This window comes from Pseudomonas sp. LY-1, from assembly GCF_053502595.1.
In genome coordinates, this window is sequence record NZ_CP094353.1 from 1653637 (window position 1) to 1672262 (window position 18626).

20 protein-coding genes are annotated in these 18626 nt (G+C 62.1%); 16 read left to right on the forward strand and 4 right to left on the reverse strand.

The window, feature by feature from the left end:
- Positions 1-5 precede the first annotated feature (5 nt).
- The 9 genes from MOQ67_RS07495 to MOQ67_RS07535 all read left to right on the forward strand — a co-directional run bounded on the left by MOQ67_RS07495 (position 6) and on the right by MOQ67_RS07535 (position 8404).
- Entirely contained in the window at positions 6-1007 is a 1002-nt protein-coding gene (locus MOQ67_RS07495; RefSeq protein ID WP_017844695.1) for a response regulator, read from the forward strand.
- Positions 1008-1247: 240 nt separating this feature from the next.
- A protein-coding gene (gene prfB, locus MOQ67_RS07500; protein ID WP_098100956.1) for a peptide chain release factor 2 occupies positions 1248-2343 on the forward strand; the annotation gives its coding sequence in 2 pieces (ribosomal slippage) (positions 1248-1319 and positions 1321-2343; 1095 coding nt in all).
- Positions 2344-2413: 70 nt separating this feature from the next.
- Positions 2414-3916, forward strand: a complete 1503-nt coding sequence (gene lysS, locus MOQ67_RS07505) for a lysine--tRNA ligase (RefSeq protein WP_017844697.1) — start codon at positions 2414-2416, stop codon at positions 3914-3916.
- A gap of 106 nt (positions 3917-4022) precedes the next feature.
- Positions 4023-4739: a TetR/AcrR family transcriptional regulator gene (locus tag MOQ67_RS07510; protein ID WP_017844698.1), complete on the forward strand. Its 717-nt coding sequence runs from the start codon at positions 4023-4025 to the stop codon at positions 4737-4739.
- A gap of 15 nt (positions 4740-4754) precedes the next feature.
- A complete protein-coding gene (locus MOQ67_RS07515) occupies positions 4755-5303 on the forward strand; it encodes a hypothetical protein (RefSeq protein WP_017844699.1) in 549 nt (182 codons plus the stop codon).
- 21 nt (positions 5304-5324) lie between these two features.
- Positions 5325-6602, forward strand: a complete 1278-nt coding sequence (locus MOQ67_RS07520) for a flavohemoglobin expression-modulating QEGLA motif protein (protein WP_017844700.1) — start codon at positions 5325-5327, stop codon at positions 6600-6602.
- 103 nt (positions 6603-6705) lie between these two features.
- Positions 6706-7611 carry an alpha/beta hydrolase gene (locus MOQ67_RS07525; protein ID WP_017844701.1) on the forward strand — a complete coding sequence of 302 codons (906 nt, stop codon included), beginning with the start codon at positions 6706-6708 and terminating at the stop codon, positions 7609-7611.
- Complete coding sequence (locus MOQ67_RS07530; protein ID WP_017844702.1) at positions 7608-7934, forward strand: hypothetical protein; 327 nt, start codon at positions 7608-7610, stop codon at positions 7932-7934. The genes MOQ67_RS07525 and MOQ67_RS07530 overlap by 4 nt, the downstream gene beginning before the upstream one ends.
- Positions 7935-8053: 119 nt before the next feature.
- Positions 8054-8404, forward strand: coding sequence for a hypothetical protein (locus MOQ67_RS07535; RefSeq protein ID WP_046490141.1), 351 nt, complete (start codon positions 8054-8056; stop codon positions 8402-8404).
- A gap of 47 nt (positions 8405-8451) precedes the next feature.
- On the opposite strand, the gene MOQ67_RS07540 is transcribed toward MOQ67_RS07535, so the two are convergent.
- The 3 genes from MOQ67_RS07540 to MOQ67_RS07550 all read right to left on the reverse strand — a co-directional run bounded on the left by MOQ67_RS07540 (position 8452) and on the right by MOQ67_RS07550 (position 10348).
- Positions 8452-9237 carry an OmpA family protein gene (locus MOQ67_RS07540; RefSeq protein WP_017844704.1) on the reverse strand — a complete coding sequence of 262 codons (786 nt, stop codon included), beginning with the start codon at positions 9235-9237 and terminating at the stop codon, positions 8452-8454.
- 56 nt (positions 9238-9293) lie between these two features.
- A complete protein-coding gene (locus tag MOQ67_RS07545; RefSeq protein WP_026139763.1) occupies positions 9294-9719 on the reverse strand; it encodes a DUF4398 domain-containing protein in 426 nt (141 codons plus the stop codon).
- Positions 9720-10003: 284 nt separating this feature from the next.
- Positions 10004-10348 (reverse strand): hypothetical protein, encoded by a 345-nt coding sequence (locus tag MOQ67_RS07550; protein ID WP_017844706.1) that lies wholly within the window; start codon positions 10346-10348, stop codon positions 10004-10006.
- A gap of 198 nt (positions 10349-10546) precedes the next feature.
- Between MOQ67_RS07550 and ppc the strand changes: the two genes are divergently transcribed.
- From ppc to MOQ67_RS07580, 6 genes are all read left to right on the forward strand, one after another.
- Positions 10547-13192 carry a phosphoenolpyruvate carboxylase gene (gene ppc, locus MOQ67_RS07555; protein WP_193039378.1) on the forward strand — a complete coding sequence of 882 codons (2646 nt, stop codon included), beginning with the start codon at positions 10547-10549 and terminating at the stop codon, positions 13190-13192.
- A gap of 279 nt (positions 13193-13471) precedes the next feature.
- Complete coding sequence (gene adk / locus MOQ67_RS07560; protein WP_017844708.1) at positions 13472-14119, forward strand: adenylate kinase; 648 nt, start codon at positions 13472-13474, stop codon at positions 14117-14119.
- Positions 14120-14209: 90 nt separating this feature from the next.
- Positions 14210-14896, forward strand: a complete 687-nt coding sequence (gene tsaB / locus MOQ67_RS07565; RefSeq protein WP_126585656.1) for a tRNA (adenosine(37)-N6)-threonylcarbamoyltransferase complex dimerization subunit type 1 TsaB — start codon at positions 14210-14212, stop codon at positions 14894-14896.
- 160 nt (positions 14897-15056) lie between these two features.
- Positions 15057-15356 carry a hypothetical protein gene (locus tag MOQ67_RS07570; protein ID WP_017844710.1) on the forward strand — a complete coding sequence of 100 codons (300 nt, stop codon included), beginning with the start codon at positions 15057-15059 and terminating at the stop codon, positions 15354-15356.
- Positions 15356-16216: a DUF72 domain-containing protein gene (locus MOQ67_RS07575; protein WP_017844711.1), complete on the forward strand. Its 861-nt coding sequence runs from the start codon at positions 15356-15358 to the stop codon at positions 16214-16216. Before MOQ67_RS07570 ends, MOQ67_RS07575 begins: the two co-directional genes overlap by 1 nt.
- A gap of 27 nt (positions 16217-16243) precedes the next feature.
- Complete coding sequence (locus MOQ67_RS07580; protein ID WP_017844712.1) at positions 16244-17071, forward strand: isocitrate lyase/PEP mutase family protein; 828 nt, start codon at positions 16244-16246, stop codon at positions 17069-17071.
- A gap of 40 nt (positions 17072-17111) precedes the next feature.
- Here MOQ67_RS07580 and MOQ67_RS07585 read toward each other — a convergent pair whose 3' ends face one another.
- Positions 17112-17732, reverse strand: coding sequence for a hypothetical protein (locus MOQ67_RS07585; protein WP_017844713.1), 621 nt, complete (start codon positions 17730-17732; stop codon positions 17112-17114).
- 96 nt (positions 17733-17828) lie between these two features.
- On the opposite strand from MOQ67_RS07585, the gene MOQ67_RS07590 reads away from it, so the two are divergent.
- Positions 17829-18611, forward strand: a complete 783-nt coding sequence (locus tag MOQ67_RS07590) for a class I SAM-dependent methyltransferase (RefSeq protein ID WP_017844714.1) — start codon at positions 17829-17831, stop codon at positions 18609-18611.
- The last annotated feature ends 15 nt before the right edge of the window (positions 18612-18626 follow it).

The window sequence follows — 18626 nt, forward strand, 5'->3', positions numbered from 1 at the left end:
TGCAGATGAATGATTTACAGATCGACGGCATCAAGACCGACGAAAATGCCGCCATGGTGTTGCTGGTCGACGACCAGGCCATGATCGGCGAAGCCGTGCGGCGTGGCCTGGCCCATGAAGAAAACATCGACTTCCACTTTTGCGCCGACCCGCACCAGGCCATCGCCCAGGCGATCCGCATCAAACCCACGGTGATTCTGCAGGACCTGGTGATGCCCGGCCTGGATGGTCTGACGCTGGTGCGCGAATACCGCAACCACCCGGCCACGCAGAACATCCCGATCATCGTGCTCTCCACCAAGGAAGACCCTCTGATCAAAAGCGCGGCGTTCTCGGCCGGCGCCAATGATTATCTGGTCAAGCTGCCGGACAACATCGAACTGGTGGCGCGTATCCGCTATCACTCGCGCTCCTACATGACCCTGTTGCAGCGTGACGCGGCCTATCGCGCGCTGCGCGTCAGCCAGCAGCAACTGTTGGACACCAACCTGGTACTGCAACGGCTGATGAACTCCGACGGCCTCACCGGGCTGTCCAACCGTCGGCATTTCGACGAATACCTGGAACTGGAATGGCGCCGCGCCATGCGGGACCAGACCCAATTGTCGCTGCTGATGATCGACGTGGACTTCTTCAAGACCTACAACGACAGCTTCGGCCACGTTGAAGGCGACGAAGCCCTGCGCAAGGTTGCCGCCAGCATCCGCGAAGCCAGCAGCCGGCCTTCGGACCTGCCGGCGCGCTACGGCGGCGAAGAGTTCGCCCTGGTGCTGCCGAACACTTCGCCGGGTGGCGCACGGCTGGTCGCCGAAAAACTGCGCATGGCCGTCGCCGCCCTGAAAATCCCGCACATCGCCCCGGCCGAGGGCGCGAGCCTGACCATCAGCATCGGCCTGTCGACCATGACGCCGGTGCAAGGCACCGATTGCCGACAGTTGATCATGGCGGCGGACAAGGGGCTGTATACGGCCAAGAACAACGGGCGCAATCAAGTCGGTATCGAGTGATCCGAGGCCAGTGCAGGTCCACATGTGCGAGGGGCGGCGCGATGACTCGACTTGCCCCCCGATGGCGGTGTGACAGTCACCGCGTGTAGGGCTGACACACCGCCATCGGGGGCAAGCCCCCTCTCACAGTGGATTTTCATGGTTCTTGGGCCTGCCTTTTCGCCAAGCGGACTGCCGTTTGCGCACGTTTGTCGTTATACTCGTCGGCTTTCAAAAGTTCGCCAACGAGTGCTGCCCGCCATGGAAATCAACCCGATCCTTAACACCATCAAGGACCTGTCCGAGCGCTCCGAAACTATTCGGGGGTATCTTTGACTACGATCAAAAGCATGAGCGTCTGACCGAAGTCAATCGCGAGCTTGAAGATCCGAGTGTCTGGAACAAACCCGAATACGCCCAGGAACTGGGCCGCGAGCGCGCAGCGCTGGCGCAGATCGTCGACACCCTCGACGAACTGAACACCGGTCTGGCCGATTGCCGCGACCTGCTGGACATGGCTGTCGAAGAAAACGACGAAGGCGCGGTAGGCGATGTCGTCGCCGAGCTGGCCCGTCTCGAGGAAAACCTCGCCAAGCTTGAATTCCGCCGCATGTTCAGCCACGAAATGGACCCGAACAACGCCTACCTGGACATCCAGGCCGGTTCCGGCGGCACCGAAGCCCAGGACTGGGCCAACATCCTGCTGCGTATGTACCTGCGCTGGGCCGACAAACGCGGTTTCGACGCGACCATCATGGAGCTGTCGGCCGGTGAAGTCGCCGGCATCAAAGGCGCCACCGTTCACATCAAGGGTGAATACGCCTTCGGCTGGCTGCGTACCGAGATCGGCGTGCATCGCCTGGTGCGCAAGAGCCCGTTCGACTCCGGCAATCGCCGCCACACCTCGTTCTGCGCGGTGTTCGTCTCGCCCGAGATCGACGACAAGGTGGAAATCGAGATTAACCCGGCCGACCTGCGGATCGACACCTATCGCTCCTCCGGTGCCGGTGGCCAACACGTAAACACCACCGACTCGGCGGTACGTATCACCCACGTGCCGACCAACACCGTGGTCAGTTGCCAGAACGAACGTTCCCAGCACGCGAACAAGGACACCGCCATGAAAATGCTGCGGGCCAAGTTGTACGAGCAGGAAATGCAGAAGCGCAACGCCGCTTCCCAGGCGTTGGAAGACACCAAGTCGGATATCGGCTGGGGTCACCAGATCCGTTCCTATGTTCTGGACGCGTCGCGGATCAAGGATCTGCGCACTAACATCGAACGCAGCGACTGCGACAAGGTGCTCGACGGCGACATCGACGAATACCTGGAAGCCAGCCTGAAATCGGGGCTGTAAACCGCCAGCCCGACCTCAAGTCCCCCGCCAGTGGCGGGGGCAACGAACCTGTGATGGAAAATTTAAAGACATGAGCGACCAACAACTCGACCCGCAAGCCCTGCAACAGGAAGAAAACTCCCTGATCGCCCTGCGCAAGGAAAAGCTTGCTGCCGAGCGCGCCAAGGGCAATGCCTTCCCCAACGACTTCCGCCGCGATGCCTACTGCGAAGACTTGCAGAAACAGTACGCGGACAAGACCAAGGAAGAGCTGGCAGAGGCTGCGATCCCGGTCAAGGTGGCAGGTCGCATCATGCTCAACCGTGGCTCGTTCATGGTGATCCAGGACATGTCCGGGCGCATCCAGGTCTACGTCAACCGCAAGACCCTGCCGGAAGAAACCCTGGCCGCCGTGAAAACCTGGGACCTGGGCGACATCATCGCCGCCGAAGGCACCCTGGCCCGTTCCGGCAAGGGCGACCTGTACGTTGAAATGACCAGCGTGCGCCTGCTGACCAAATCCCTGCGCCCGCTGCCGGACAAGCACCACGGCCTGTCCGACACCGAGCAGCGTTATCGCCAGCGCTACGTTGACCTGATCGTCAACGAAGACGTGCGCCACACCTTCCGCGTGCGTTCGCAAGTGATTGCCCACACCCGCGCCTTCCTGATGAAGCGTGACTTCCTGGAAGTGGAAACGCCGATGCTGCAGACCATCCCCGGTGGTGCCGCAGCCAAGCCGTTCGAAACCCACCACAATGCGCTGGACATGGGCATGTACCTGCGGATCGCGCCGGAGCTGTACCTCAAGCGCCTCGTGGTCGGCGGCTTCGAAAAAGTCTTCGAGATCAACCGCAACTTCCGCAACGAAGGCGTCTCGACCCGGCACAACCCTGAGTTCACCATGTTGGAGTTCTACCAGGCCTACGCCGACTACGAAGACAACATGGACCTGACCGAAGAACTGTTCCGCGAACTGGCGCAGCTTGTTCTGGGGACTACCGACGTGCCGTATGGCGACAAGGTATTCCACTTCGGCGAGCCGTTCGTGCGGCTGTCGGTGTTCGACTCGATCCTCAAGTACAACCCCGAGTTGACTGCCGACGACCTGACCGACATCGACAAGGCCCGCGCCATCGCCAAGAAAGCCGGCGCCAAGGTGCTGGGCTTCGAAGGCCTGGGCAAGCTGCAGGTGATGATTTTCGAAGAGCTGGTGGAGCACAAGCTGGAACAGCCGCACTTCATTACCCAGTACCCGTTCGAAGTGTCGCCGCTGGCCCGTCGCAACGATGACAACCCGAACGTCACCGACCGTTTCGAACTGTTCATCGGCGGCCGCGAAATCGCCAACGCCTACTCCGAGCTCAACGACGCGGAAGACCAGGCCGAGCGCTTCATGGCCCAGGTGGCCGACAAGGACGCCGGCGATGACGAAGCCATGCACTACGACGCCGACTTTGTGCGCGCCCTGGAGTACGGCATGCCGCCGACTGCGGGCGAAGGCATCGGCATCGACCGCCTGGTGATGTTGCTGACCAACTCGCCGTCGATCCGCGACGTGATCTTGTTCCCGCATATGCGGCCACAAGCGTAACCGTAGCGAAATCCGAAGCCGCCTTTTATAAGGCGGCTTTTTTATGTGGCGTAAATAAGCGTCAAGCAAACAGCGCCAGGTTTTGATCTTTTCAAGGATGTGTGTCGTGAACCGCGTAATCGCTCAGGAAGGAGCCGCTGGCATTGCCGCTGCCGTGGCTGAAAGTGTCCAGTACCAGGGCCGCAAGGCCAGTCGTCGGGGCAGCGAGCAACGCAGGCAAGATATTCTCGATGCCGCCATGCGTATCGTGGTGCGTGATGGCGTGCGAGCCGTGCGTCACCGTGCCGTGGCGGCGGAAGCAGGGGTGCCCCTGTCGGCGACCACCTATTACTTCAAGGACATCGATGACCTGCTCACCGATACCTTCGCCCAATACGTCGAACGCAGCGCCGCGTTCATGGGCAAGCTGTGGGTGCGTAACGAAGGCTTGTTGCGCGAGATGGTCGCGTATGGCGATGGCAGCCCGGAGTCGCGTTCGCAACTGGCCGATGACATTGCGCGGTTGACCGCCGATTACGTGCAGCGCCAATTGAGCAATCGTCGCGAGTACTTGATGGCCGAGCAGGCGTTTCGCCAGGAAGCCTTGCTCAACCCGCGCCTGGCCGAGCTGGTGCGTTCTCACCAGCAGATCCTGTTGCAGGGCACCGGGCAGTTTTTCCAGGTATTGGGCTCGCGCGAGCCGCAACAGGATGCCAAAGTGTTGACGGCGATTATCGGTCGGATGGAATATCAGGGCCTGCTGGACGGCGCGGAACCGCTGAGCGCTGACGACATGCTTGAGATCCTCAAGCGTTACATGCATTTGGTGTTGGCCTCGGTCTGACACCGGGAGTGTCCAATGAAAGCCTGGCGTGTCGCGGTCGTCGCCTTGTCGTTCCTCTTCCTCAGCGGTTGCCTGGTGACCTTCAAGGAACCGCTGCCGGCCAGCGAGGCGGCGCCCGCTGCGCTGGTGGGCCAATGGACGAGCAAGAATGCCTGGGGCGAGCCGCTCAACCTGCAGATCAGCCGCGCCGGCAAACACCGCTACAAAGCCGTGAGCTACCCTCAGGCCAAGCCCGGCCAGCGTGATGAGTATGTGTTCAGCGTCTCGCGCCATGGCAATCGCTGGTATCTGTCGGCGCCGTTGCCGGGCAAACTCGGTGGGCATTACGTCCTGGCGGGGTTCGAACTCGACGAAACGCACGAATTGGTGGTCTATAACCTCGACCTCGAGCAAATTCACCAGGCCATCGGGCAGCGGTCGTTGCACGGCAGCACCGTGGACACCGTGGAAGGCCCCGGCGTACTGGTCGACAGCCCGATGGACCAGGTGTTTGCCTACCTGGATGACCCGGCCAATGCCGATGTGTTCGTTGAAGCTGCGCGCTACCGGCGTGCAGATAAATAACGTTTAAAGAGGAAGTACCGGGTGGACGATTACCAGCAGACGATACGCAGTTTGTCCGATCGCATTGTGCTGGCGCAAACACCGATCCGCGTCCTCGACGCAGTGAAATGGGACGACAACATTCGCCAAGGCTTCCTCAAGGCCAAGGGCAAGGCAATGCCCGCGGTAGACCGCGATTACTACCTGAACCGGCCGCTGTCGTTCGATTCGAGCGCGGTGAAGCTGGAGTTCCAGAACATCGAGCGCGACATCACCCGCCGCCTCGGCCAGTTCAGCCCCGTAGGGCAGATCATGCGCCGCATGTGCCGGGAGTACCGCATGGTGGTGCGTATGCTCGAAGCGCGCGGCACCGAGGATTTCGGCCTGATTTCCCAGGAACTCTACGGCGCCGCCTCCGATGCCTTCCATGCCGGCGACCCGACCCTGGCCGACCTCGGCCTGATGCTCTCCGACTACCTGAACAATATCGACGTGCGTGGCGACCTGAAGGACGAGGCCAAGACCCTCACCGCCAAGGACGCGGTCAGCCTGCTGCAAACCCGTCTGAACAAGGTGTTTGGCGAGGCCGAGGAAACCATCCGCGTGTTCGAGTCCGACGGCATCGTCGCCGACGCAGCGGCGGGGGCCGACTACATCAAGATCCGCGCCGATGCGATGTTCAACGAGCGCGACGTGCGCGCCCTCGAAGTGCATGAAGGCCTGGTGCATGTGGGCACCACCCTCAACGGCCTGAACCAGCCGATCTGCACCTTCCTGTCCAAGGGCCCGCCATCGTCGACCGTGACCCAGGAAGGCCTGGCGATCCTGATGGAAATCATCACCTTCGCCTCCTACCCGAGTCGCTTGCGCAAGCTGACCAACCGCACCCGTGCCATCCACATGGTGGAAGAGGGCGCCGATTTCCTGCAGGTGTTCGAGTTTTTCCGCGAGCAAGGTTTTGAAATGGCCGAGAGCTACGGCAACGCCAGCCGGGTGTTTCGCGGCTCGGTGCCGAACGGTCTGCCGTTTACCAAGGATTTGTCCTACCTCAAGGGCTTTATCATGGTCTACAACTACATCCAGCTGGCCGTGCGCAAAGGCAAGCTGGAACAAGTGCCGTTGCTGTTCTGCGGCAAGACCACCCTGGAAGACATGCGTACCCTGCGCCAACTGATCGACGAAGGCCTGGTGGTGCCGCCCAAATACCTGCCGGAGCAGTTCCGCGACATGAACGCCCTGGCGGCGTGGATGTGTTTCTCCAACTTCCTCAACCATTTGAGCCTGGATCGGATCGAGGCGGATTACTCCAACATCCTGTAAAGGCTGAACTGACCCAACCGGTCCAACAAGGTGGGAGGGGCGTGCTCCCACAGTTGGACCTGCACACGCCTGAACATTTCGACCATCAGCGAGGCTTCAACGGATGAGAATCCTCGGCATTCTTTGCCTGTTACTCACACTGAACGGCTGCAGCTCCCTGCTGTTCTACCCGGAGCCCGGCTTGCCGTTCACGCCGCAAAAGGCGCACCTGGCGTATCGCGACGTCACGCTCACCACCGCCGATGGCGTCAAGCTGCATGCCTGGTGGCTGCCGGCCAAACCGGGAGTGCCGCTCAAGGGCACGGTGCTGCACCTGCACGGCAACGGCGGCAACCTGGCCTGGCACCTGGGCGGCAGTTGGTGGTTGCCGGAGCAGGGCTATCAAGTGCTGTTGCTGGACTATCGCGGCTATGGGCTGTCGCAAGGCAAGCCGTCGCTGCCGGCGATCTATCAGGACGTCGACGCGGCTTTCAGCTGGATCGACAAGGCGCCCGAAACCCAGGGCCAGCCGCTGATCGTCCTCGGCCAAAGCCTGGGCGGCGCGCTGGCCGTGCATTACCTGGCGGCCCACCCCGAGCGGCAGGCCCACCTCAAGGCCCTGGTGCTGGACGGCGTGCCCGCCAGTTATCGTGATGTAGGACAATTCGCCCTGAGCACCTCCTGGTTAACATGGCCGTTTCAGGTGCCCTTGTCTTGGCTGGTGCCCGACGCCGACAGTGCGATCAATGGCATGCCCCAGTTGAGCGGAGTCCCGAAACTGCTGTTCCACAGCCTCGATGACCCGATCGTGCCGCTGTCCAATGGCATCCGCTTGTATCAGGCCGCGCCTGCACCCAGGGTGTTGCAACTGACCCGCGGCGGCCATGTGCAGACCTTTGCCGACAAGACCTGGCAAACTGTGATGCTGCGTTATCTGGACGACCCGCAACACTTCAATGGCCTGCGTCGCCTGGGCGAGATTCCGAATTACCCTATTCCTAAAATTGACTCATCAGAGAGCCCGCAATGAGCGAAGAACGCAACATGATCCCGCTGATCCTCACCGGTATCGGCACCATCATCGGCACCGTCGGCTGCCTGTGGTTTTATGGCTACCTGCATTTCGCCAAACCGGAAGACGCGTTGCTGCTCAGCGACTTCACCATGCTCAAGACCGTGCCCGGCGAGGACTACAAGATCTCCCTGACCCCGGCGGCGCAAGTGGCGCAATGCGTCGATGGTGTGCTGGTGATGTTCGATACCGAGCAAAAAGGCCTCAGCGGTGTGCTGGTGAACAACAAAAAGCAGGCCGTGCGTTGCGTCGGTCAGGAAACCCCACAGTTGCAGCAATAAACCGCTGCGCGCAGTACCGCCCGGCCTGAAATTTCTGGAACCGTTTTGCGTAAGACGCCACTGATTGGCTTGTCAGCGTTGCTGATAACAATCCTTACGAAAAAATCCGGGAGAGCGGTATGGCTATCAGTGCACTCGATAGAGCAATGGGCATGGTCAATGGGCAGAACAGCCTTGATCAGGGGGGCTTGCAAGAGGTTGGGCAGCAGCCGGGTAAGATGGGGGCCGAGCTGATCAAGAAGCTTCTGGAGAAACTGGAAGGCAGCAACGGTGCTCAGGGCGGTGGCGGAGCTCAGGGCGGTGGCGGTGCTCAGGGCAGTGGCGGTGCTCAGGGCGGTGGCGATTCCTCGGGCTCTGGCGGTTCCGGCGATCAACTGGATATGGAGAAACTGAAGAAGATGATGGCCGGGCGCCAAGGCATGGAAGCGATGATGCCGGACAGCGACAACGGTCGTAAGATCGGCGGCTGACAGGCAAAAAAAACCCACCGTTCAGGTGGGTTTTTTTCCAGCATCGATCAGTAAGCGACGGACGAACGTGGCTTGACCGGCTGGTTGTCGTTGGAGATGGTCACTTCAACGCGGCGGTTCATGGCGCGCCCGGAAACGCTGCCGTTATCGGCCACCGGGTATTCCTTGCCATAGCCCTGGGTCACGATGCGCGAAATGTCCACGCCTTGCTGGGCCAGTGCGCGCTGCACGGAGGCCGCACGGCGCTCGGACAGGCTCTGGTTGTACGAATCGGAACCGGTGCTGTCGGTGTAGCCTTCGACGATCACTTTACGGTCCGGGTTATCGCGCAGGAACTGCGCCAGCTTGGTGATGTTGACCAGGCCGTTGGACTTCAGGTCGGACTTGTTGGTGGCAAACAGCACGTCACCAAAGGTCACCAGGGTGCCACGCTCGGTCTGCTTGGCGTTCAGGCTGTCTTGCAGTTGCTTGATCTGCGCGTCGCGGGCATCGAGCAGGGCGCGGGCGCGCTCGTCACCGGCGTTTTTCAGTTTGGCTTCGGATTCGCGCAGCGCGATGGTGTCTTTGGCCACTTCAACGCGCTGGTTGGTCAGGTAGGCCAATTGGTCGACTTTCTTCTGGTCTTCCTTGTCGCGGTAAGCCTTGTCAGCCTTGTCCAGCCATTCGCTGGCGTCCTTGGTTTCCAGGGCCGCCACTTTGGTGGCTTGCGGGTTGGACTGCAGGGCCGAGAAGTTGGTCCGTGCATTTTCCAGGTTCGCGTTCGGCGGAGTGGAGCATGCTGCCAGAGCAACGCTCATCGCCAGCAGGGCAGGGATCATCAATTGTTTGCGCATAGTCGTGTCGTCCTTTCAATTCGATATCAGGTGCGATGCAGCCAAGGGGCGGCGGCTTATTTCTGTTGGATAGCAGCCGGGCGCATGCCTTCCTTGCGCAGTTCATCAACCGCTTTCTGCGAGTCCTTCACCGCCTGCTCGGCCTTGGCGGCCTGGGCTTTACGCTCAGCGACGCGGGCGTCCCATTCGGCTTGCTCGGCCAGGCGACGGGCTTCGTCATAGTTTTTGTCGTGCATGGCAATTTCGGCTTGCTTGAGCTTGTCCTGGGCCGACTTCATTTCCACGGCGGCGAACTCGGTGCCGCCGGCGCTGACTGCGCTGTTGACCGCAGACTGAGTCACCGCGTATTGCTCGGTCGGTGGGTTGCCCGCGCAGCCCGCCAGGACGAAGCTAGTGCCGATGGCCAACGCGGCCAGTTTGAGCCCGCGCAGGTGGTTAAACGTGGATTTGGCAGTGCTGGTCTTCATCGTCTTCAACTCCATTGGATAACGCCTCAAAAACATCAAAATCCATCGCACTGGTCAGCGGCTGCGGGCCCGGCGGTAAAGCACGAAACGCCTATTCAAACGGCCGTTCCAAGTGATGGCTTACTGGTTGTGACCTGCGGCTTTTTTCAAAAGTTCAGAGAAGATGGCTATTGGCCTGAAAAAATACCTGACTGATCGGTCAGCGCTTTTTGGCTTGAACTTTTGCCGCGCGCAGAGGTATGCCGGGCCCTTGTGAGGCCCGGAAATACGCGGGATGGAGGGTGTTTAAGAACGGCTGATCAGTGCTTCGGTTCGTCGGCGCCGGCCGACATGTCGTGCAGATAGCGGCGCGACAATGTCAGGAACCGCGGGGTGGGGCCAACGTCTTCATACAACGGATCACCCTCTTCGTCGGTGGCAATCACATGCTGGCCCTTGATGTACGGAAAGCTGGTTTCCAGCTCTTCGAGGGCGGCGCCGATCAGCTCGCCGAGCAATTCTTCGGGGTGGCGCTTGGGGTACATCTCCGCGATGGCCGCCAGGCGGGCGGCGGATTCCACGTCCAGATGGATCGCGTACTCCGTCTTGGTCAGGCGACCCTTGGCGTTTTCTTCCCAATGCTGGGCCAGTTCTCGAATTTTCATGGCAACCTCAATAAAACCCTGGGTAACGGGCGGTGATGAGCGACCAGCCGCCAGCGTGGATAAACGCGGCGACTCACTCATGAGACTAGCTGTAAGCCACAAGGTTTAAAGTGGTTTGTGCTTGGCCTTGTCAGAAAGTGACGCGGGCGGCACTCTGGAAGGCCTGCGCGTCCCGGATTTCTGGCTGGAGATTGGCTGATGAGTGATATCGATGCACGCTTGCGTGAGGATGTTCACCTGCTGGGTGAACTGTTGGGCAACACCATTCGAGAGCAGTACGGCGATGATTTTCTCGACAAGATCGAGCAGATCCGCAAAGGCGCCAAGGCTGACCGGCGTGGCGCGGTGGCCGATCAGGCGGCGGGCGAGGAACTCAGCGCCAGTCTGAACCAACTGCAGGAAAACGAACTGTTGCCGGTCGCCCGGGCCTTCAACCAGTTCCTCAACCTGGCCAACATCGCCGAGCAGTATCAGTTGATTCATCGGCGCGATGAGTCGCAACCGGCGCCTTTCGAATCGCGGGTGTTGCCGGAGTTGTTGGCGCGCCTGCAACGCGAAGGCCACAGCAATGAATCCCTGGCCCGTCAATTGGGGCGCCTGGAGATCGAACTGGTCCTCACCGCGCACCCCACCGAAGTGGCCCGTCGCACCCTGATCCAGAAATACGACGCGATTGCCGCGCAACTGGCGCTGAAGGATCACCGTGACCTCACCACCGCCGAGCGCGAACAGATCCGCGAGCGCCTGCAACGGCTGATCGCCGAGGCCTGGCATACCGAGGAAATCCGCCGTACCCGGCCCACGCCCGTGGATGAAGCCAAATGGGGCTTTGCGGTGATCGAGCACTCGTTATGGCAGGCGATCCCGAATTACCTGCGCAAGGCCGACCATGCGTTGCAGGCCGCCACCGGCCTGCGCCTGCCTTTGGAAGCGGCGCCGATTCGCTTCGCCTCGTGGATGGGCGGCGACCGTGACGGCAACCCGAATGTCACCGCGCCGGTCACCCGCGAAGTCTTGCTGCTGGCGCGCTGGATGGCGGCCGATCTGTACTTGCGCGATATCGATCAGTTGGCCTCGGAGCTGTCGATGCAGCAGGCCAGCCCGGCGTTGCAGGCCAAGGTCGGCGACAGCGTCGAGCCGTATCGCGTGCTGCTCAAGCAACTGCGTGATCGCCTGCGGGCGACCCGCCAATGGGCCCAAGCCGCATTGAGCGCGGCCATCCCGGCACCGGCGGATGTGCTGCAACACAACCGCGACCTGCTGGACCCGCTGGAGCTGTGCTACCAGTCGCTGCATGAGTGCGGCATGGGCGTGATCGCCGATGGTCCGTTGCTCGATTGTCTGCGCCGCGCCGTCACCTTTGGCCTGTTCCTGGTGCGCCTGGATGTGCGCCAGGACGCCAGCCGCCACACCGCGGCGATGACCGAAATCACCGATTACCTCGGTCTGGGGCGTTACGAAGACTGGAACGAAGAGATGCGTATCGGCTTCCTGATGAAGGAACTGGTCAATCGTCGACCGCTGCTACCGGGCTATTTCAAGCCGTCGGCGGATACCGCCGAGGTGTTGAACACCTGCCGCGAAATCGCCGCCGCCCCGGCTGCGTCCCTGGGTTCGTATGTCATTTCCATGGCCGGCGCCGCGTCGGATGTGCTGGCGGTGCAACTGTTGCTCAAAGAGTCGGGCGTGCAACGGCCGATGCGCGTGGCGCCGCTGTTCGAAACCCTGGCCGACCTGGACAACGCCGGCCCGGTGATCGAAAAACTGTTGCTGCTGCCAGGTTACCGCGCGCGGCTGCAAGGCCCGCAGGAAGTGATGATCGGCTACTCGGACTCGGCCAAGGACGCCGGCACCACCGCCGCCGCCTGGGCGCAGTACCGGGCGCAGGAACGTCTGGTGGATATCTGTCGCGAGCAACAGGTGGAACTGCTGCTGTTCCATGGTCGCGGCGGCACCGTCGGACGAGGCGGCGGCCCGGCCCACGCGGCGATTCTGTCGCAACCGCCGGGCTCGGTGGCGGGGCGGTTCCGCACCACTGAACAAGGCGAAATGATCCGCTTCAAATTCGGCCTGCCGGACATCGCCGAGCAGAACCTCAATCTGTACCTGGCGGCGGTGTTGGAAGCGACGTTGTTGCCGCCGCCGCCACCGCAGCCGGCCTGGCGCCATTTGATGGATGAATTGGCAGCGGACGGCGTCAGCGCCTACCGCGCGGTGGTGCGGGAAAATCCGCAATTCGTCGAGTATTTCCGCCAGTCCACCCCGGAGCAGGAGCTGGGGCGCCTGCCCTTGGGCAGTCGCCCGGCCAAACGCCGTGCCGGTGGTATTGAAAGCCTGCGGGCGATCCCGTGGATCTTCGGCTGGACCCAGACCCGCCTGATGCTGCCCGCCTGGCTCGGCTGGGAAGCGGCGTTGAGCAAGGCGCTGGAGCGCGGGGAAGGCGAGTTGCTGGGGCAGATGCGCGAGCAATGGCCGTTCTTCCGTACCCGCATCGATATGCTGGAAATGGTGCTGGCCAAGGCCGATGCCGATATCGCGCGGCTCTATGACGAGCGCCTGGTGCAGCCCGAGCTGTTGCCGTTGGGCGCGCATTTACGCGACCTATTGTCGCAGGCCTGCCAGGTGGTGCTTGGCCTGACTGGCCAGTCGCAACTGCTGGCCCATAGCCCGGACACCCTGGAGTTCATCCGCCTGCGCAACACCTACCTCGACCCCTTGCACCTGTTGCAGGCCGAATTGCTGGCGCGCTCGCGTCGCCAGGAAGCGGCACAAGACAGCCCTCTGGAACAGGCGTTGCTGGTGTCCGTGGCCGGTATCGCCGCCGGCTTGCGCAATACAGGCTGAGGTTTTTTGCGTGTGCTCAACGGCTTGCAGATAACCCACGACGGCCGCCCTTAACAGGGCGGTCGGCGTTTAGGGGGGCGGGTTGCACTCAGGCACACCTCTCCTATGACGCATGCGTGGTGCGGGTTTTTCCTACTTTTGGCGGCTTGTGTGGTTAAGGCCTGCTGTGTATCTTGATCAGCCTTTGGCCGTTTGGGCGGCCTGGACCCACATTTTTACGAGATTGGCCCCCGCGGCGAATCCGAGCGTCATCTCTATAAAAAATTGAGGAGCACATCGATGCGCGTCATTCTGCTGGGAGCTCCCGGGGCCGGTAAAGGTACTCAGGCAAAGTTCATCACTGAAAAATTTGGCATTCCACAAATCTCCACCGGTGACATGCTGCGCGCTGCGGTAAAAGCAGGCACCGAGCTGGGCATTAAAGCCAAAAGCATCATGGATGCTGGCGGTCTGGTTTCCGATGACCTGATCATCGCGCTGGTCCAGGACCGTATCGCGCAACCCGATTGCGCCAATGGTTTCCTGTTCGACGGCTTCCCACGCACCATTCCCCAGGCAGAAGCCCTGGTGACGGCAGGTGTCGAGTTGGACGCCGTGGTCGAAATCGCGGTTGAAGACGAAGAGATCGTGCAGCGTATCGCCGGTCGCCGCGTTCACGAGGCCTCGGGTCGCGTGTACCACACCATCTACAACCCGCCGAAAGTCGAAGGCAAGGACGATGTCACCGGTGAAGACCTGGTGCAGCGTAAAGACGACACCGAAGAAACCGTGCGTCATCGCCTGTCGGTCTACCATTCCCAGACCAAGCCGCTGGTGGATTTCTACCAGAAGCTGTCGGCTGCCCAAGGCAAGCCGAAGTACAGCCACATCCCTGGCGTCGGCTCGGTGGAAGCGATCACCGGCAAGGTGCTGCAAGCACTGAGCTGATCGAACGATCGGCTTTACGCACAACGGCCCGCTTGCGGGCCGTTGTTGTTTATACTGGCGCACTTTTTTTCGACTTGGACACCGACACCGATGAGCACCCTGCTGGCCCTGGACACTGCGACTGAAGCTTGCTCGGTTGCCTTGCTGCACGATGGCAAGGTCACCAGCCACTACGAGGTGATCCCGCGCCTGCACGCGCAGAAGCTGTTGCCGATGATCAAGCAACTGCTGGAGGACGCCGGCACGAGCCTGTCGGCCGTGGACGCCATCGCCTTCGGCCGTGGCCCGGGCGCCTTTACCGGCGTGCGTATCGCCATCGGCGTGGTCCAGGGCCTGGCCTTTGCGTTGGAGCGCCCGGTGTTGCCGGTGTCCAACCTCGCCGTACTGGCCCAGCGTGCGTTGCGTGAACACGGTGCGCGGCAAGTGGCGGCGGCGATCGATGCGCGGATGGATGAAGTCTATTGGGGCTGCTACCGCGAAACCGACGGCGAGATGCGCCTGGCCGGCGTTGAGGCCGTGCTGCCCCCCGAAGCGGCGGAGTTGCCGAGCGATGCCAGCGGTGATTGGTTCGGTGCCGGTACGGGCTGGGGTTATGGCGAGCGCATCGGTGTGCCGCTGGTTGGCCAGGACGCCACACTGTTGCCGCATGCCGAAGACCTGCTGACCCTGGCGCGCTTTGCGTTCGAGCGCGGCGAAGCGATTGCTGCGGACCAGGCGGCGCCGGTGTATCTGCGCGATAAAGTGGCGCAGACCAAGGCCGAACGCGGGGTAATTTGACGTCAAAAATACGGGTGTTTTTGGCCAAAGCGCGCCAATCGTCAGAATTTGCCCCGGCGTTTAAACCTTTTTCCATTTATGTGTTCTAGTTATCACCAGAGCATTTGCGCGCTACGGATTGCGCCACTAAAATGCCATTACTGATACCGAGTTCGCATCGATGCGTATAGACGGCTTTTCCTCACAGTCCTACCCCCTCAAGCGTAAGCCGCGCAAGGCAAACGTCACGGTAGACGAGTCCGTCGAGGATTCGCCGGACTTCATCGAGGTCCAGTCCGAAGCGTCCAGCCCCCAAGGCGCTGCAAACGCACGTACCAGTGGTCTTCCTGCCCGCCAGCAAGACATGGTCTTCCCGCGCTCCATGAGCAAAAGCGTCGCCACCGCCCTGGCCAGCTACCTGACCACCGCCGGCTTTGTCGAATGGGATATGGAAGTGCTGGGTCTCGACATCCACATCTGATGCGCCTGCCTTATTTCATCGGTTGCCCGTCCTGGAGTGAAAACGCCTGGCGCGAGTACCTGTACCCTGTCGATGCCCGTTCCAGCGATTACCTCGCCCTCTACTCGCAAGTCTTCAACGCGGTGGAAGGCAACACCACGTTTTATGCGCGCCCGTCGGCCGCCACCGTGCAGCGCTGGGCCGAGATCATGCCCGCGGATTTTCGCTTCACTGCCAAGTTCCCCGGTGACATCAGTCACGGTGGCGACCTGCGTGAGCAACTGCCGGCGGCACACAGTTTCGTCGGCTTGATGAGCCCGTTGGGTGAGCGCGTTTCGCCGCTGTGGCTGCAATTGTCGGCCAGCTTTTCGCCGCAGCGCCTCGCTGAACTGGCCGGGTTTATCGACGGGCTGGAACGCCCCCTGGCCGTGGAAGTGCGCCACCCGCAATTCTTCGCCAAGGGCGATGCCGAGCGCATGCTCAACCGCCTGCTGCGCGACCGTGGCGTCGAACGGATCTGCCTCGACCCTCGCGCCCTGTTCAGTTGCACATCCACCTCGGCCGCGGTGCTGCATGCCCAGGCGAAAAAACCCAAGGTACCGCCGCGTCCGGCGGCGTTGACCCTGTTTCCCCAGGTGCGCTTCATCGGCCACCCCGAGCTTGAGGCCAACGACCCCTTCCTGATCCCGTGGGTGGAAAAGATCGCCGGTTGGATCGAAGAGGGACGCACCCCCTACGTGTTCCTGCACACCTCGGATAACCGCCTCGCCGCGCAACTGGCGCTGCGTTTTCACGCCAAGCTGATGGCCCGTTTGCCCGGCTTGCCCGCGTTGCCGACCTTGCACCGCGAACCCGCAGCGCAGCAACTGGGGTTACTCTAAGGCTCCTTTTCCCGCCAGGAGTCAGTCATGGATGCCCAAACCCTTCGCGCCGAAACCTTCAAGGCCCTGCATGCACGCGATCGTGCGTTTGTGATGCCCAACCCGTGGGACGCAGGCTCGGCGATCATGCTCGCCAGCCTCGGCTTCGAAGCCCTGGCCACCACCAGCGCGGGCTACGCGTTCAGCCTGGGGCGACCGGATGCCGAAGGGGCGCTGTCCCTGGAAGACACCCTGGTCAACGCCACGATGATCGCCAAGGCCACCGCGTTGCCGGTGGCTGCCGACCTCGAAAACGGCTTCAGCGACACCCCTGACGGTTGCGCCCGGACCATTTTGCGCGCGGCGGCCAGCGGTATCGTCGGTGGCTCCATCGAAGATGCCACGGGTATCGCCGTCGACCCGATCTATTCCTTTGACCTTTCCGTCGAGCGTGTGGAAGCTGCGGTCGTTGCTGCGCGCAGCCTGCCATTCCCGTTCATGCTGACGGCCCGTGCAGAAAACCTCCTGCATGGTCGCCTGGATTTGCCTGACACTATTCGCCGCCTGCAGGCCTACGCCGAAGCCGGTGCGGACGTGCTCTATGCGCCGGGGCTGCGCAGTGCCGAGGAGGTGCTGGCGGTGGTCAAGGCCGTGGCCCCAAAACCGGTGAATGTGTTGATGTCCGGCGGCCTGAAACTCAGTGTGGCGCAGTTGAGCGCGATGGGCGTCAAGCGCATCAGCGTGGGCTCGGCCATGGCGCTGGCGGCGTATGGCGAGTTTTACCGCGCGGCGCAGGAGGTGTACCAGTCCGGCACGTTTACTTTCACCGAGCGCTCGATGCCCTACAGCCAGGCCAGCCAATTCTTCAAGGATTAAGCGGCGCGTGTTCGCACGGCGTGGGGCGCGGCGTTGAGGCTTATGCCGCCAGGCGCAGGTTGTTGACGATCAACGGACGCGCCCAGTGGTAGTCGAAGTCCAGGGCCTTTTGTTGGGCGACCAGCTCTTCTTGCGGGAACGGCGTGGCGGCCGGTGGCAGCAGGTCCAGTTCGAACTCGGCGATCGGCAAATGTAATGGGCGCGGTTCCGGCGCAGCGCCGGGTTCCGGTAGCGGTTGGCCGGCGCTCAGCACGATCGGGCGCACCCAAGTGCTTTCGAAATTCTGCTGGCGCTGCTGGGCGACGATCTCTTCTTGCGGGAATGGCGTGGCGGCCGGTGGCAACAACTCGGTTTCGAACTCGGCAATCGGCAGGAACAGCGGTTCAGGCGGGGCGATCTCGGTGTCTTTCACGTCGCACTCACGCTGGGTGAGGATCTGCGACAGCAGGTCAGCGCCAGCGCTGGGTTCCACCGCTGGGTCCAGCGGCGCTGGCGCCTTGGCCGCGAGCGCGTCCGGCGTTTCGCCGAGCTGCTCGGCCAACGCGCGGGCGAAGAAGTCCTGCCACACATGACTGACGCCGGCCAGCGCTTGAGTATTGCGCAGGCCGTAGTGGTTGTGGGTCGGCAGTACACCGATGGTTAGCGGAAGAATGTCTGACATTTTTCTCGGTCGACGCTCAGCTCTGGCAAAATACCTGATCCTTGTTTCTATCGGCCGTTGTTGGCCGATCCTTAATATTTTTGAGCGTAGCGATTCATGAGCGAACAACCAGCGGCCAGCCGCATCCAGGTCGAGGCCTTGGCCGACGGTTTCCAGGCCCGCGCCGAACAGTGGGCTGCGTTGCTGGGCTTGCCGCTACAGCTGGCGGATGCGGAGTTTTCCCTGCAAGTCGGGGAGCAAGGCCTGCAGTTGCAACAGCTCGGGCCTGACGCGCCAGGGCCGGTGCGCGTGGATTTCGTCGAAGGCGGCGCGGCGCATCGGCGGTTGTACGGTGGCGGCAGCGGGCAGATGATCGCCAAGGCCGTAGGCATCGCCCAGGGCGTGCGCCCACGGGTGCTGGACGCCACGGCCGGGCTGGGCAAGGACGCATTCGTGCTGGCCAGCCTGGGCTGCGAGATGAGCCTGATCGAACGTCAGCCGCTGATCGGCGCATTGCTCGAGGATGGCCTGGCACGCGCGGCGGAGGATTTTGAGGTGGCGCCGATCGTGGCGCGGATGACGCTGCTCAAGGGCAACTCCATCGAGGTGATGCTCAATTGGCAAGGCGAGCCGCCCCAGGTGATCTACCTCGATCCGATGTTCCCGCACCGTGAGAAAACCGCCCTGGTGAAGAAGGAAATGCGCCTGTTCCGCCCCTTGGTCGGCGACGATCCAGACGCACCGGCCCTGCTGGCGGCGGCGCTGGCCCTGGCCAGTCACCGCGTGGTGGTCAAGCGCCCGCGCAAGGCGCCGTGCATCGAGGGGCCCAAGCCGAGCCATGCGCTGGATGGTAAATCCAGCCGCTACGACATCTATCCGAAAAAGGCACTCAAGTCCTGAGCCTCGCGCTACTAG